This window comes from Buttiauxella sp. AC038 (assembly GCF_979253565.1).
Window position 1 is genome coordinate 1587438 of record NZ_CEEDCQ010000001.1, and the last position, 14033, is coordinate 1601470.

12 protein-coding genes, 1 tRNA gene and 1 pseudogene are annotated in these 14033 nt (G+C 49.4%); 6 read left to right on the forward strand and 8 right to left on the reverse strand.

Annotated elements, in window-relative coordinates; translation table 11 throughout:
• Nucleotides 1–220: 220 nt before the first annotated feature.
• Both umuD and AC0IXI_RS07645 read left to right on the forward strand, forming a co-directional pair.
• Nucleotides 221–565: pseudogene (gene umuD / locus AC0IXI_RS07640) on the forward strand (translesion error-prone DNA polymerase V autoproteolytic subunit); the annotation flags it as partial.
• A 2-nt stretch (nt 566–567) separates the two neighbouring features.
• The gene (locus AC0IXI_RS07645) at nt 568–1872 is read left to right on the forward strand and encodes a Y-family DNA polymerase (protein WP_471682186.1); all 1305 of its coding nucleotides are present in this window, start codon (nt 568–570) and stop codon (nt 1870–1872) included.
• 38 nt (nt 1873–1910) lie between these two features.
• Here the strand turns inward: AC0IXI_RS07645 and AC0IXI_RS07650 are convergent.
• The 3 genes from AC0IXI_RS07650 to AC0IXI_RS07660 form a co-directional block, all read right to left on the reverse strand.
• A tRNA-Pro gene (locus AC0IXI_RS07650) sits at nt 1911–1987 on the reverse strand.
• Between the two features lie 77 nt (nt 1988–2064).
• Nucleotides 2065–3831, reverse strand: coding sequence for an LPS biosynthesis-modulating metalloenzyme YejM (gene yejM, locus AC0IXI_RS07655; protein WP_471682187.1), 1767 nt, complete (start codon nt 3829–3831; stop codon nt 2065–2067).
• A 19-nt stretch (nt 3832–3850) separates the two neighbouring features.
• Nucleotides 3851–4078: a YejL family protein gene (locus tag AC0IXI_RS07660; RefSeq protein ID WP_034458713.1), complete on the reverse strand. Its 228-nt coding sequence runs from the start codon at nt 4076–4078 to the stop codon at nt 3851–3853.
• Nucleotides 4079–4278: 200 nt separating this feature from the next.
• On the opposite strand from AC0IXI_RS07660, the gene yejK reads away from it, so the two are divergent.
• A complete protein-coding gene (gene yejK, locus AC0IXI_RS07665) occupies nt 4279–5286 on the forward strand; it encodes a nucleoid-associated protein YejK (RefSeq protein ID WP_064512564.1) in 1008 nt (335 codons plus the stop codon).
• A gap of 49 nt (nt 5287–5335) precedes the next feature.
• Here the strand turns inward: yejK and rplY are convergent, their stop codons facing one another.
• Together rplY and radD are read right to left on the reverse strand one after the other, a co-directional pair.
• The gene (gene rplY, locus AC0IXI_RS07670; protein ID WP_034497069.1) at nt 5336–5620 is read right to left on the reverse strand and encodes a 50S ribosomal protein L25; all 285 of its coding nucleotides are present in this window, start codon (nt 5618–5620) and stop codon (nt 5336–5338) included.
• A gap of 125 nt (nt 5621–5745) precedes the next feature.
• A complete protein-coding gene (gene radD / locus AC0IXI_RS07675) occupies nt 5746–7506 on the reverse strand; it encodes a DNA repair helicase RadD (protein WP_413498646.1) in 1761 nt (586 codons plus the stop codon).
• A gap of 185 nt (nt 7507–7691) precedes the next feature.
• Between radD and rsuA the strand changes: the two genes are divergently transcribed.
• From rsuA to AC0IXI_RS07690, 3 genes are all read left to right on the forward strand, one after another.
• Nucleotides 7692–8399, forward strand: a complete 708-nt coding sequence (gene rsuA, locus AC0IXI_RS07680; protein ID WP_064512560.1) for a 16S rRNA pseudouridine(516) synthase RsuA — start codon at nt 7692–7694, stop codon at nt 8397–8399.
• A gap of 14 nt (nt 8400–8413) precedes the next feature.
• On the forward strand, nt 8414–9610 hold the full coding sequence (locus AC0IXI_RS07685) for a Bcr/CflA family multidrug efflux MFS transporter (RefSeq protein WP_134185206.1): 1197 nt from the start codon (nt 8414–8416) through the stop codon (nt 9608–9610).
• Nucleotides 9611–9955: 345 nt separating this feature from the next.
• Entirely contained in the window at nt 9956–10303 is a 348-nt protein-coding gene (locus tag AC0IXI_RS07690) for a YejG family protein (RefSeq protein WP_134185208.1), read from the forward strand.
• Nucleotides 10304–10319: 16 nt separating this feature from the next.
• On the opposite strand, the gene yejF is transcribed toward AC0IXI_RS07690, so the two are convergent.
• The 3 genes from yejF to AC0IXI_RS07705 are packed head-to-tail and all read right to left on the reverse strand — an operon-like array spanning nt 10320 to nt 14030.
• The gene (gene yejF, locus AC0IXI_RS07695; RefSeq protein WP_471682188.1) at nt 10320–11909 is read right to left on the reverse strand and encodes a microcin C ABC transporter ATP-binding protein YejF; all 1590 of its coding nucleotides are present in this window, start codon (nt 11907–11909) and stop codon (nt 10320–10322) included.
• Between the two features lies 1 nt (nt 11910).
• The gene (locus AC0IXI_RS07700) at nt 11911–12936 is read right to left on the reverse strand and encodes a microcin C ABC transporter permease (RefSeq protein WP_471682189.1); all 1026 of its coding nucleotides are present in this window, start codon (nt 12934–12936) and stop codon (nt 11911–11913) included.
• Nucleotides 12933–14030: a microcin C ABC transporter permease YejB gene (locus AC0IXI_RS07705; RefSeq protein WP_064512552.1), complete on the reverse strand. Its 1098-nt coding sequence runs from the start codon at nt 14028–14030 to the stop codon at nt 12933–12935. Before AC0IXI_RS07705 ends, AC0IXI_RS07700 begins: the two co-directional genes overlap by 4 nt.
• Nucleotides 14031–14033 lie beyond the last annotated feature (3 nt).

Here is a 14033-nt window from a genome sequence, read left to right on the forward strand (position 1 = left end):
GGCAAATTTGGGGTGCGATTCATCTTGCTCTTTTTCTGCTAATTAAATTCTCCACGTCTTCAAATCGTTATAAGAATCTGCCTGCAAGTGACTTGATCGACCCATGCATTTAACGATACTGTATATATATACAGTATTTGTTCGTGAGGGAATTTATGGCACCGCTAACTCGTTTTATTTTTTGCCAATCAACGACGTATGGAGCATGACTGTGGGGGCATTTCCATCACCCGCGCAGGATTATGCAGAACAGAGCATTGATGTTCGCCAACTGCTGTTCATTCACCCAACCGCCACGTACTACATGCGTGCATCTGACGATTCGATGATTGAGGGTGGTATCAGCAATGGCGATTTACTGGTGATCAATAGCGCAATAACGGCGGTACATGGCGATATTGTGATTGCAGCAATGAATGGCGAGTTTATCGTCAGGCAGCTACAACTCGGGGCCATTATCCATTTAATACCGCTCAATCGCGCTTACAAACCTGTTCGCATTGGCAGCGATGAGGCGCTTGAGGTATTTGGTGTCGTCACTTACATCGTGAAATCATTGAGGTAACCATGTTTGCTCTGGTTGATGTAAACAGCTTTTACGCAAGCTGTGAAACCATATTCAGGCCAGATCTGAAAGGTAAGCCAGTTGTGGTTCTCAGTAACAATGATGGCTGTGTTATTGCGCGTAACGCCGAGGCTAAAAACTGCGGTGTACAAATGGGCGGCCCTTACTTTAAGCAGAAAGAGCTCTTCCGACAAAAGGGCGTTATCGCTTTTAGTAGCAATTACGAGTTGTACGCTGATATGTCGCGTAGGGTTATGATGACGCTGGAAGAAATCTGCCCGCGAGTGGAGATTTACTCCGTCGACGAAGCATTCTGTGATTTATCTGGCGTGAATAATTGTCGCAATCTGGCGGATTTTGGCCGGGAAATACGTACTACTCTTTTACAGCGTACGCATTTAACCGTGGGAGTGGGGATCGCCCAAACTAAAACACTGGCGAAGCTTGCTAATCACGCGGCGAAGAAGTGGCCGCTGAAAACGGGTGGCGTGGTTGACCTATCCAATGTTGATCACCAGCGCAAACTCATGCATGCATTACCGGTTAATGAAGTGTGGGGAATCGGTCGTCGTATCAGCAAAAAACTTGATGCCATGGGCATTCAAACCACACTGCAACTTGCAGATACTGATACCCGTTTTATACGTAAGCACTTTAGCGTGGTGCTCGAACGTACGGTTCGTGAACTGCGTGGTGAATCTTGCCTGGGGTTTGAAGAATTTGCTCCCACGAAACAGGAGATCATTTGTTCACGTTCGTTTGGGGAGCGTCTTACTGAGTATGAACACATGCGCCAGGCTCTATGTAGTTATGCTGCACGTGCCGCAGAAAAGTTAAGAGCCGAGCATCAGTATTGCCGCCATATTTCGGCTTTTGTCAAAACATCGCCATTCTCAGCAAGTGAACCTTACTATGGCAATCAGGCGATGGTGAAACTGCTGACACCCACCCAGGACACCCGCGATATTATCGCTGCAGCCACGCGTTGCCTGAACGTTATCTGGAGAAACGGTCACCACTATCAAAAAGCTGGAATTATGCTTTGCGACTTTTTTAGCCAGGGCGTTGCCCAGCTAAATCTCTTTGATGAAAACCCACCTCGAGCCAACAGTGACGCTCTGATGCAGACCATTGATGGTATTAATCAGAAGAAAGGCAAAGGAACGTTGTACTTTGCCGGGCAAGGGATAGAGCAACCCTGGCAGATGAAAAGAGACATGCTTTCACCACGTTATACGACACGTTGGTCAGATGTGCTGGTGATGAAAAGGAGTGGGCGTTTACCCCCATTCAAAATACAAACATAAAAAAAGCAGCCATAGTAGGCTGCTTTCTAAGATATTTCTGGTCGGCACGGAGAGATTCGAACTCTCGACCCTCGCCACCCCATGACGATGCGCTACCAGGCTGCGCTACGTGCCGAAGCATAAAAAATAATACTACTTATCTGGCGATCGTTTGCAAGACGGCTTATTGCTAACTGTTTCATAAATATACAATCAATTGGCAATAAAGCGCTTCTCATCAGTCAACACTTGCAGTAATAACCCAAGTTGAGGCTTGGTTTCTTTGATGATTTCGCCTTTCAAATCGTACATCCGGTAGTTGCCATTGTTATCAAGCACTAGCGTCATGGTCGACAAAGTAATCGCAAGACTGTTGTTATCAGCACCTACTACCCAGTTATTACGGCGTGTTGCGGCAAACAAGTCTTCACCTTGTGAATACTCATTCGCTGGGTTTTTGACATGAAGCAGGCGCTGCATCAGCGTTGTCATGACATCCTGGTGATCGGTGAGTTTCGTAATGGTCTGTGCAGGTGTGCCCGGCCAATGGATAACCAGCGGCACCTGAATTCGTGAACGTGACCATGCGAAGGAATCTTGCTGCTCTTTGCCAAGAGGCACACCGTGGCCTGCGGTAATAATCACAACTGTATTCTGGAGCTTGCCTGAGGCTTCCAGCGCATCAAGCACACGTTTGATTTGCTCATCAACGTTACCAGCTGCACGCGCATAGCGGCGAGCAAAGGCTTGCTGATTAGTATCTGCCGTGATGCTGGTGCCGTTAAAGGCAACCCACGAGAACCAACGGTTGTCATCAGATGCGTACTGCGTCAGCCAGTTAATCCATTGCGAGGCTGTTTGTCCGTCAGATTGGCTCTGCGCTGAAGGCAAAGAGAAGTCAGACAACAGAGCCTGGCGGTACATCGATGAGTCAAAACCATCGGAAGCGAACAGCCCCAATTGATAACCTTGCTGGTTCAATGCAGTAATTAATGCTGCTGGGATTCGGGCGGATAAAACACCGTCCATATACGCAGGCGAAATCCCATAGAACAGGCCAAAAATACCGCTGTCGGTACCGTTACCTGCACTCATATGTTGCTTGAAGCTAATGTTGCTGGCAGCAAACTCGTTGAGATTTGGCAAGTTTTTTGGCGCGTATTCAGCGTTCAGACCATCGACGGTAATCAGCAATACATTGTGGCCCGCGCCCATATCACGGAATTGCAGATCGCTAAGCGGGTACTGTACTGATACAGCTTCAGGATTACCCTGTTCCACCAGTCGACGTTGATACTCCTTCGCATCCAGCAAGCCATGTTTTTCGAGGAAACGACGGGCTGTCATTGGATAGGAGAGCGGCAAGTTGGCACGCTGCATGGTAACCGGGCGATAGAAATTGGCATCAGCCCAGATATACATAATATGGCTGCTGAAAAATGCGACAAAAAACAGCACAACAACAGGTTTTGCATAGTGTTTACGACGCCCAAGACTGCGCAGTTTCTGCCAGCTCCAGGTCGCAAACAGCATTTCAATCAATAAAATTACCGGTACGCTGATAAACATCAGCTGCCAGTCTCGCGCCATTTCACTCTGGTCTGGGTTAATCACCAGTTCCCAGACAATCGGATTAAGATGGAGATGGAAGCGAGTAAAGACTTCGCTGTCGATAAGCAGAAGTGTCATGCCTGCGGTAGCAAGCGCTGCCGAGATAAAGCGCATCAGGCGCTGTGACATGACAACGAAGGTCAGCGGGAAGAGAATCAGCAGATAAGTGGCGAAAACCACAAAACTAAAATGACCGATAACACTCAGCCAGGAATAGATACGACCCGTGAGTGTTGCCGGCCAGTCAGCGACAAATAGATAGCGGCTACCCAGCAGCGTTGCCAGCAGGATATTGAACAGGGCGAACCAATGTCCCCAACTGACCATCTGGGAAACTTTTTCGCGGTAGCGCTGACGATTAGTCACCATAACGTGTAACTACAATCCCTTAATGAGCTTTGTCTTCGCTCACGGAGGCTTGCAGTGCCTCTGCGAAAGAGCGAGCCAGCGAGCGGCGTTGAGCAGAAGCTACGCTGGTATTAATCAGGTTGGTGACCATATTTCCCAGTACCATCAGGGAAAGATCGGTTGGCGTTTGGTGCTTTTCCAGCACGCTCGCCAGTTCACTCAACAGTTCTTCGACGCGTTCGTCACTATAACGGGATATTTGTGGCATAAATTAACAATCAATTAGATTCAGGAAAGGGCGTTATCTTACCGTAGAAGGACCTGTTTTTCTGCTTTTTTATCTTTCCCCTTCATACTTCAAGCTGCACGTGCGTTAGCTGCCTTCTTGCCGCCCGAATTATTTAGGGGAGGTTGCACAAGGCTTCTGGCAATGGTTGAATACCGCCGAGTTTAAAAGGAGAGTTTATCATGAGTCTGGATATCAACCAGATTGCCTTACACCAGTTGATCAAACGCGGCGAACAGACACTTGAAGTCGTGCTGCGTGATTCTCTGTTGGCAACGAACGGCGCCGTAGAAGAAATGATGGCCGAATTGCACCGCGTATATAGTGCAAAAAATAAAGCATATGGTCTGTTCAGCGAAGAGAGTGAATTAGCGCAAGCCCTGCGTTCACAGCGAAAAGGTGATGAGGATTTCCTCGCCTTCAGCCGTGCTGCGACCGGTCGTTTACGTGATGAGCTGGCAAAATATCCATTTGCTGATGGCGGCATTGTGCTGTTTTGCGAATATCGCTACCTGGCGGTGGAATATTTACTGGTAGCGGTGCTGAATAATTTAAGCAGTATGCGCGTCAACGAAGAGCTGGATATTAGTTCCACGCATCATCTGGACATCAACCACGCCGATATTGTGGCGCGTATCGATCTGACCGAATGGGAAACCAACCCGGAATCCACGCGTTACCTGACTTTCCTGAAAGGGCGAGTGGGGCGCAAAGTGTCCGATTTCTTTATGGATTTCCTTGGTGCCAGCGAAGGTTTAAACGCCAAAGCGCAAAACAAAGGTTTGTTGCAAGCTCTGGATGATTTCACCAACGAAGCGCAGCTGGATAAAAATGAGCGTCAGGCCGCGCGTCAGCAGGTTTATGCATACTGCAACGAGCAACTCCAGTCCGGGGAAGAGATTGAGCTTTCTTCGCTGGCTGATGAGCTACCGTGGGCGGTTGATGATAAAAACTTCCAGCAGTTCACGGCGGATAAAGGCTATGAACTTGAAGAAAGCTTCCCGGCCGATCGCAGCACGCTGCGCCAGTTAACCAAATTCGCCGGTAGCGGTGGCGGGTTAACGATTAGTTTTGATGCGATGCTACTTGGCGAGCGTATTTACTGGGATCCAGCGACTGACACGCTGACCATTAAGGGCACGCCACCGAATCTGCGTGACCAGTTACAACGTCGCAGTTCTGGAAAATAGCCATAAAAAAACCCGCCGAAGCGGGTTTTTTTTCGAACTAAATTCGCGATTAAGCGCGAACGAAGTCGATGTGGCTCAGTTTTGGCTTGAACGGGTGACGCTGAACAGCCTGAACTTTAACCTTAACTTCTTTACCGTCTACAACCAGAGTCAGAACTTCTTCGTAGAAACCTGGTTTAGCTTGCAGGTTCATTACGTTGTCGTGATCCAGTTCGATAGAGATCGCAGCTTCGGAACCACCATAGATGATTGCCGGGAATTTGTTAGCTGCACGCAGGCGGCGGCTCGCACCCTTGCCCTGCTCTTTGCGTTCTACTGCATTGATAGTAAACATTAACTGTTTCTCTCTTAAATAATCCTGTTACAGGCGACCCAGCAACAGGTAAGTGATCTGCTTTGCGGATGCAAAAGCGGGCGCATTATAGCCATTCCACGCGACATCAGCAATTAAAAGAACCTTTAGCCACGTAATTCATTTGCCCGGCGGAAGCGTCCTTCATAATCAAATACCTTTTCCCGCACGTTCCAGAAGTTGCCGTTCTTACGTGCGACGACAAAATCCGGGTGGCGGAGCGCAGATTGCTGAGCCACAACATCAGCGGCGTTTATCCAACGTAGCGGCACGCCGGGTGCACGGCTATGTGGCCGAATAAATAGCTGCTCGAAAGCCATACGTTGGGCGGGTGTTTGCAGGCGGAAGCGCTCGCTAACATCTGCACCGTCTTCATCAAAATAGGTAATCTTCAGCCAGTCACCTTTTTCGTCGCCACCGTGTTGCAGCGTCATTCCGCCACAGCGCAGCACCAGGGCATCTTTCAATTTCAGCGCGGCTTTTAACATATCGTCGGGATCGACCAGAACATGGTCACACTGATGGCAACGACGGGCGGCAATATCGTTCTCTGCATTACATTGCGGGCAATTTTTAAAGCGGAAGCGGTAATCGCACTGCTCGCGGGTTCCGTCATCATCTTCAAACCAGCCCTGGCAGCGGCGGCCAAAGTGTTCAATTAACTTGCCGTCGCTGGTGGTCTTGCCCCAGAACGTGTTGGCAAAACCGCATGAAGGGCAGAAAACCTGCACGGGCACGTTATCGCTTTTACCTTTCGCAGCACCGACTTCTGGAGTGAACAGATCGTGGGGATTTCCGGCGTAATCCAGTATCAAGCAATCTTTTTTACCGGGAGCCAGGCGCAGGCCACGACCTACAATTTGCTGATACAGGCTGACGGATTCTGTCGGGCGCAAAATGGCGATTAAATCAACATGGGGCGCGTCAAAGCCTGTGGTAAGTACCGACACGTTCACCAGAAAACGGAATTGCTGGTTTTTAAACGCTTCGATTAATGTATCGCGGGCAGGGCCTGGGGTATCTGCGGTAATCAGAGCCGCATCGTTTTTAGGCAGCAGCGCGGTGACTTCTTTGGCGTGCTCAACGGTTGAGGCAAAAACCATCACGCCGCACCTGTCGGCGGCAAACTCAACAATCTGGCTGACGATATGTGGGGTAATACGCTTTTGCTGTTTCAGTTCACGGTTAAGGTCGGCTTCGCTGAATAAACCGTTCGATTGTGCCTGCAAGCGGCTAAAATCGTACTGCACCACGGGCATATCGAGGCGCTCGGGTGGCGTTAAATAGCCGTGCTTAATCATGTAACGCAGCGGTAATTCGAAAATGCAGTCACGGAAAAGGGCATTTTCATTGCCACGAACCATGCCGTGATAGTGAAAATGGTAGATCCAGCCTTTCCCCAGCCGATAAGGTGTTGCGGTCAGGCCAAGCAGACGCAGTTTAGGATTCGCGGTGCGTAAATGGGCGAGAATTTGCTGATATTGGCTGTCGTCAGAATCACCGATACGGTGGCATTCATCGACAATCAACAACGAAAACTCGCCGTGGAATTGCTCAAGATTGCGGGCTACGGACTGGACGCTACCGAAAACGACTTTGCCGTTGCTCTCTTTGCGTTGCAGACCGGCGGCGAAAATATCGGCTTCCAGGCCAAGCGCGCAATATTTAGCGTGGTTTTGCGCGACCAGCTCTTTAACGTGTGCAAGTACTAACACTCGCCCTCGCGCCACACGGGCAAGTTCGGCAATCACCAGACTTTTTCCCGCGCCCGTAGGCAGCACAATCACCGCTGGGGTGATGTTTTTACGGAAGTAGTGCAGCGTGGCGTCTACTGCTTCTTGTTGGTAGGGGCGTAAGGTAAAGGACATTATTGATCAGGTCTGTGAAACATCAGCGGCGATTATGGCATGAAACAGGGTTTTAGCTTGAGAGACTTTTCTATCCGGCTATACTGGCAAACTAATTAACAGGCAAACGAATTTTACCCATATAAACGGGCTGATGCCCGGCCAGCGGTTTTGTCCTGGTACCTCTTAGAAACAGGCAATATTTAATGCGACTCGATAAATTTATCTCTCAGCAGCTTGGCGTGAGCCGTGCTATCTCTGGCCGTGAAATCCGCGCAAGCCGTGTCACGATTGACGGTGAAGTGGTGCGTGACGCTTCTTTTAAACTGAACCCTGAGCACCAGGTGGAGTTTGATGGTCGTTCACTGACTCAGCAAGTTGGCCCGCGTTACTTTATGCTTAATAAGCCACAAGGTTACGTCTGCTCAACGGAAGACCCGGATCACCCAACCGTGCTCTATTTCCTCGACGAACCAATGGCGCACAAACTGCATGCTGCTGGGCGTCTGGATATCGACACCACCGGTCTGGTATTGATGACTGATGATGGTCAATGGTCACACCGTATTACTTCTCCGCGTCACCATTGTGAAAAAACTTATCTGGTGACACTTGAGAATCCGATCTCCGACGACACAGCAGAACAATTCACCGCTGGCGTTCAATTGCATAATGAAAAAGATCTGACGCTGCCTGCAACACTTGAAGTGATTACTCCGCTTGAAGTGCGTTTGACCATCAGCGAAGGCCGTTACCACCAGGTAAAACGTATGTTTGCGGCGGTAGGCAACCATGTGGTTGGCTTGCATCGTGAACGCATTGGCGCAATTGCTATGGATGCAGATCTCGCACCCGGCGAATACCGCACATTAACCGAAGAAGAAGTTGCCAGCGTTGGCATGCCGCCACGTTAATTCCAGGAGGAAGCTTGAGCAGTAAGCAAAACTCGTCAATTGGTATTGTGGTGATACTTGGCCTGCTGGCCATGTTAATGCCGTTATCAATAGATATGTATTTACCGGCCCTGCCGGTTATTGCCTCGGAATTTGGCGTGCCAGCGGGCAGCGCACAAATGACGTTAAGTACCTATATTCTTGGCTTTGCTATTGGGCAGCTATTTTATGGCCCGATGGCAGACAGCATTGGCCGTAAGCCGGTGGTACTTGGCGGTACGCTTGTCTTTGCGGCGGCAGCAATTGCTTGCGCGCTCTCACAAACGATTGATCACCTGATTGCTATGCGTTTCCTGCATGGCCTTTCTGCTGCAGCGGCAAGCGTGGTGATCAACGCCCTGATGCGCGATATTTATCCAAAAGAAGAGTTCTCGCGCATGATGTCGTTTGTCATGCTGATCACCACCATTGCACCGCTTGTTGCACCCATGGTCGGCGGGGCAGTGCTCGTATGGTTTAGCTGGCATGCAATCTTCTGGATCCTGGCACTGGCAGCACTGCTTGCATCCGCGATGATTTTCTTCCTGATCCACGAAACGCTACCTGTTGAACGCCGTCAGAAGTTTCACTTACGAACCACGATAGGCAACTTTGCGACGCTGTTCCGCCATAAACGCGTGCTCAGTTACATGCTGGCGAGTGGTTTTAGCTTCGCGGCAATGTTCTCATTTTTGAGTGCCGGGCCGTTTGTTTACATTGAACTCAATCACGTTGCACCACAGCATTTTGGTTACTACTTCGCGCTTAACATCTTGTTCTTGATTGTGATGACGCTAATTAATAGCCGCTTCGTACGCCGTTTCGGCCCGCTGGCGATGTTCCGCTTTGGCTTGTTTGTCCAGTTTGCTATGGCTATCTGGCTGGTACTTAGTACGATGCTGGGGTTCGGTTTTTGGTCGATGGTATTGGGTGTGGCGGCATTTGTTGGTTGCGTTTCAATGGTGTCGTCAAACGCGATGGCGGTCATTCTTGATGAGTTTCCACATATGGCGGGAACAGCTTCTTCGCTGGCTGGCACGTTTCGTTTCGGTATCGGCGCATTAACCGGCGCGCTGCTATCCTTTGCGACTTTTAATTCTGCGTGGCCGATGATTTGGTCGATTGCCGTGTGCGCGACTTGCTCCATTGTGTTCTATCTCTACGCCAGCCGCCCGCGCTTAAACACTAAATAATCCTAAAGTATGAAAACGGGTATCGCCAGGTACCCGTTCTTTAATCCAAATCAACGAAATCCTCTCACAAACGCCTACAATTTGTTTCTCAAATGTAAACGTATCAACAACAAAAAGTCATATTCTTGTAGTTAAAAAGGTTGAGTTACATCGCAGAAAGCGTTACATATAGCGCCGAAATGTGTGCGGCACCACAAAAATAAAACACTAAATATGAAATGGTAGACAAATAATTACAACGGATGTAAGCGGTTTCCAGGTTGTTTACACACAAAGCATCAACATTGTGTTAACCTTTATGTAAACTGTTTGTGAAATAATTTTGGATTTTTTGGGGACACCACAGTGAATACGTTACAGCTTTCCATTGTTCATCGCTTACCACATAGATATCGCTGGTTGGCGGGTTTTGCAGGTTCCAGAGTTGAACCGATTCCGCAAAATGGTCAGAACGCTGAAAATTGTCTGATTGGCCTGAAATTACTTAGCGACAACAATAGTGATTCAGCCTGGCCGACCATGCACAAATTGAGCATGGCGCTGAGAGATATCGAAGTGGATTCTGCCGTCGTGGAATGCGAAGGTCAGCCATGCCTGTTTGTTAACCGTCAGGATGAGCAAACTGCAACGTGCAGACTTAAGAACTTCGGCGTGGCTATTGCTGAATCTTTCTCCAGCACTAATCCCTTTTGATTCTTAAGCTTGCAAATCAAGCAAGCGCGAGTAACTGGCGTGTATATTCCGCCTGAGGTGCTGCAAAAATTTGCCGGCATGCTCCTTGCTCAACGACTTCTCCCTGCCTCAGTACCACTACCTGGTGGCATAACGACTTCACTACTCGCAAGTCATGGCTGATAAAAATGTAGGCCAACTGATGCTTTTCTTGTAACGACTTTAGCAACGCGAGTATTTGTGCTTGTACGGAGCGGTCGAGCGAAGAGGTCGGTTCATCAAGAATGATTAGCTCAGGTTGTAAAATCAGCGCTCTGGCAATGGCGATACGCTGTCTTTGTCCGCCAGAAAATTCTGCCGTATAACGATGCATTGTTTGCGGATCTAACCCCACCTCCCGCATTGCCACGATGACTTTTTGCTCACGTTCTGCCGCAGTTAACGCAGGCTGATGCACGCGTAAACCTTCTTCAATTATCTGCAAAACATCCAGACGCGGGTTCAACGATGAATTCGGATCCTGGAAAACGACCTGAATACGGTGACGCAGTGGCAGCAGCTTTTTGCGATTAAGCTCATGCAGTGGTTTGCCATCAAACCATATCTCACCGCTGGAATTAATTAGGCGTAGCAACGCAAGCCCGGTCGTACTTTTACCTGACCCTGACTCCCCAACCAGACCGATGCTTTCACCGGCACGCAGCGTAAAACTTAGGTCTTTTATTCCGTAGTTATAACCGATGGTTTTCTTAAGCAACCCGCGGCGAATAGGGAAGGCGACCTGCAATCCTTGAACGGTCAATAGCGGCTTGCTGCTCTCATCTACGGGACGTGGGCTACCTGTGGGCTCTGCGTTCAGCAGTTGTTGCGTGTAAGGATGCTGCGGTGCTGATAACAGTTTATCTGCGGAGTTTTGTTCAACACATTTACCGTTGCGCATGACGGCAACGTTATCCGCCAGCTTTTTGACGATATTCAGATTATGGGTAATGAACAGCAATCCCATATTCAGCTCTTGTTTGAGTTCTTTGAGCAGTTGCAGAATTTGTGCCTGCACCGTGACATCCAGAGCAGTTGTTGGCTCGTCGGCAATAAGTAATTCTGGGCGAGTCAGCAGCGCCATGGCAATCATCACGCGTTGGCGCTCACCACCAGAAAGCTGGTGGGGGAAATCAGTTAAGCGATTTGCCGCATTACGAATACCAACCCGGTCCAGGCACGTTAACATTTCGGCACGAGCGGCTTCACGGCGCATTCCACGATGTAGCGATAACACTTCATAAAGCTGCTTTTCAATATTGTGCAGCGGGTTTAGTGAAACCATCGGCTCTTGAAAAATCATGGCGATTTTGTTGCCACGTACACTTCGAAGCGTGCGTTCAGGAGCATGTAATAACTCCTGCCCTTTAAAGAGAATCTCACCCGCCGGATAAACAACTGGCGGTGCCGGTAACAGACGTAGCACCGATAACGCCGTGACGCTTTTCCCTGATCCTGATTCACCGACTAATGCGAGTGTTTCACCGGCATTCACCTCAAGGGATAAATCGTCCACCACTTGCACAATGGTGTCGCCGTTTCGGAAAGCCACGGATAAATTCTTTATGGACAGCAGTGGAGTCGTCATATCAGTGCGCCTTGCTCGGATCGAAGGCGTCGCGCACTGCTTCGCCGATAAAAATAAGTAACGTCAGCAATACTGCCAGCGAGAGAAATGCAGTGATGCCAAGCCACGGAGCCTGAAGGTTATTTTTGCCTTGCAGCAACAGCTCACCGAGGGATGGGGAACCAAGTGGCAAACCGAAGCCCAGGAAATCCAGTGAGGTGAGGGTGGTAATCGAACCGCAAAGAATAAACGGTAAGAAAGTGAGGGTGGCGACCATGGCGTTGGGCAGCATATGGCGTGTGATTATCGACCTGTCGCTGACACCCATTGCCTGTGCCGCGCGAATGTAATCGAAGTTCCGGGTGCGCAGAAACTCTGCACGTACCACTCCCACCAGACTCATCCAGCCAAACAGCACCGTAATCCCCAACAGCCACCAGAAATTAGGCTGGATGACGCTTGAAAGCAGGATTATCAAGAACAGTGTCGGCATTCCAGACCACACTTCGATAAATCGCTGCCCCCATAAATCAACCCGCCCGCCGTAATAGCCCTGAACCGCACCGGCAAGTATCCCAATCACGCTGGAAAAGAGTGTCAGCATCAGGCCGAAAAGAATAGAAATGCGTGTGCCGTAGAGAATGCGTGCCAGGACATCGCCACCGTTGGCGTCAGTTCCTAGCCAGTTTTGGGAACTTGGCGGTGAAGGGAAGGGGACCGTGGTGGCAAAGTTAATGGCGCTAGATCCAAAGCGAATCGGTGCCCAGATTACCCAACCTTTTTGGCTCAGGCGTTCTGCAAGCCACGGGTCCTGATAATCAGCAGGGGTTGCTAGAGGCCCGCCGAAATCACTTTCACTATAATTGGCAATAAAGGGGAAATAGAGGCGTTCATGGTAGTGAACGATCAATGGACGATCGTTAGCAATAAGCTCGGATCCGAGACTAAGCACAAACAGAACGGCGAAAACCCATAATGACCAATAGCCGCGTTTGTTTTGACAAAATCGAGCCCAACGGGCCTGAGTCACAGGACTTAAACGGCTCATCCACGCCCCTCAAAATCAATACGCGGATCGACCAGCGTGTAAGTAATGTCGCTCAAAATGTTCAACAGCAAACCAATGAGCGTAAATATGTATAGCGTGCCAAACATCACCGGGTAATCGCGTGAAATGGTTGAGTCATAGCCTAATAAACCCAGGCCGTTTAGCGAGAACATCACTTCGATTAGCAGCGAACCGGTAAAAAACATACTGATGAACGTGGCAGGAAAACCGGCAATAACTAATAGCATGGCGTTGCGGAACACATGGCGATAGAGGATTTTCTTTTCACTCAGCCCTTTGGCGCGGGCTGTAACCACATATTGTTTACGAATTTCATCAAGAAACGAGTTCTTCGTCAGCATGGTTAAGGTCGCAAAGCCACCTACCACGGTTGCCACCACCGGCAAGGTGATGTGCCAGAGGTAGTCAAAAATTTTGCCGTACCACGGTAAGGTATCGAAATTGGTCGACACCAACCCGCGTAGCGGGAACCAGTCCAGATAACTGCCGCCGGCAAACAATACAATCAGCAAAATTGCGAATAAGAATGCGGGAATGGCGTAGCCAATGATAATAAAAGTGCTGCTCCAGATATCAAAACTGCTGCCATTGCTGACGGCTTTTCGTATGCCGAGTGGGATCGACACAATATAGATAATCAGCGTGCTCCATAGGCCAATCGAGATAGAAACCGGCAGGCTCTCTTTAATCAGATGGATAACGGATGCGCTGCGAAACAGGCTGTCACCGAAGTCAAAACGCAAATAATCGCCAAGCATTTTGAAGTAACGTTCATGGATCGGTTTATCAAAACCATAGCGATGAGTGATTTCAGCAATCACTTCCGGGTCGAGACCGCGCGCACCTCGGTACTGGCTGTCACCAACGTTACCCACGCCAACACGCGCGTGGCCGCTGCCCATAGTGTCAGCGGTCATACCGGGCACACCTGAACCATGGCCAAACTGAATTGCTGCAATAGCCTGATCTACAGGGCCGCCTGGTGCTATCTGTACGATGAAAAAGTTGATGGTGATAATTGCCCACAACGTGGGGATTATCAGCAACAAGCGACGTAACAGATAACTTCCCATATA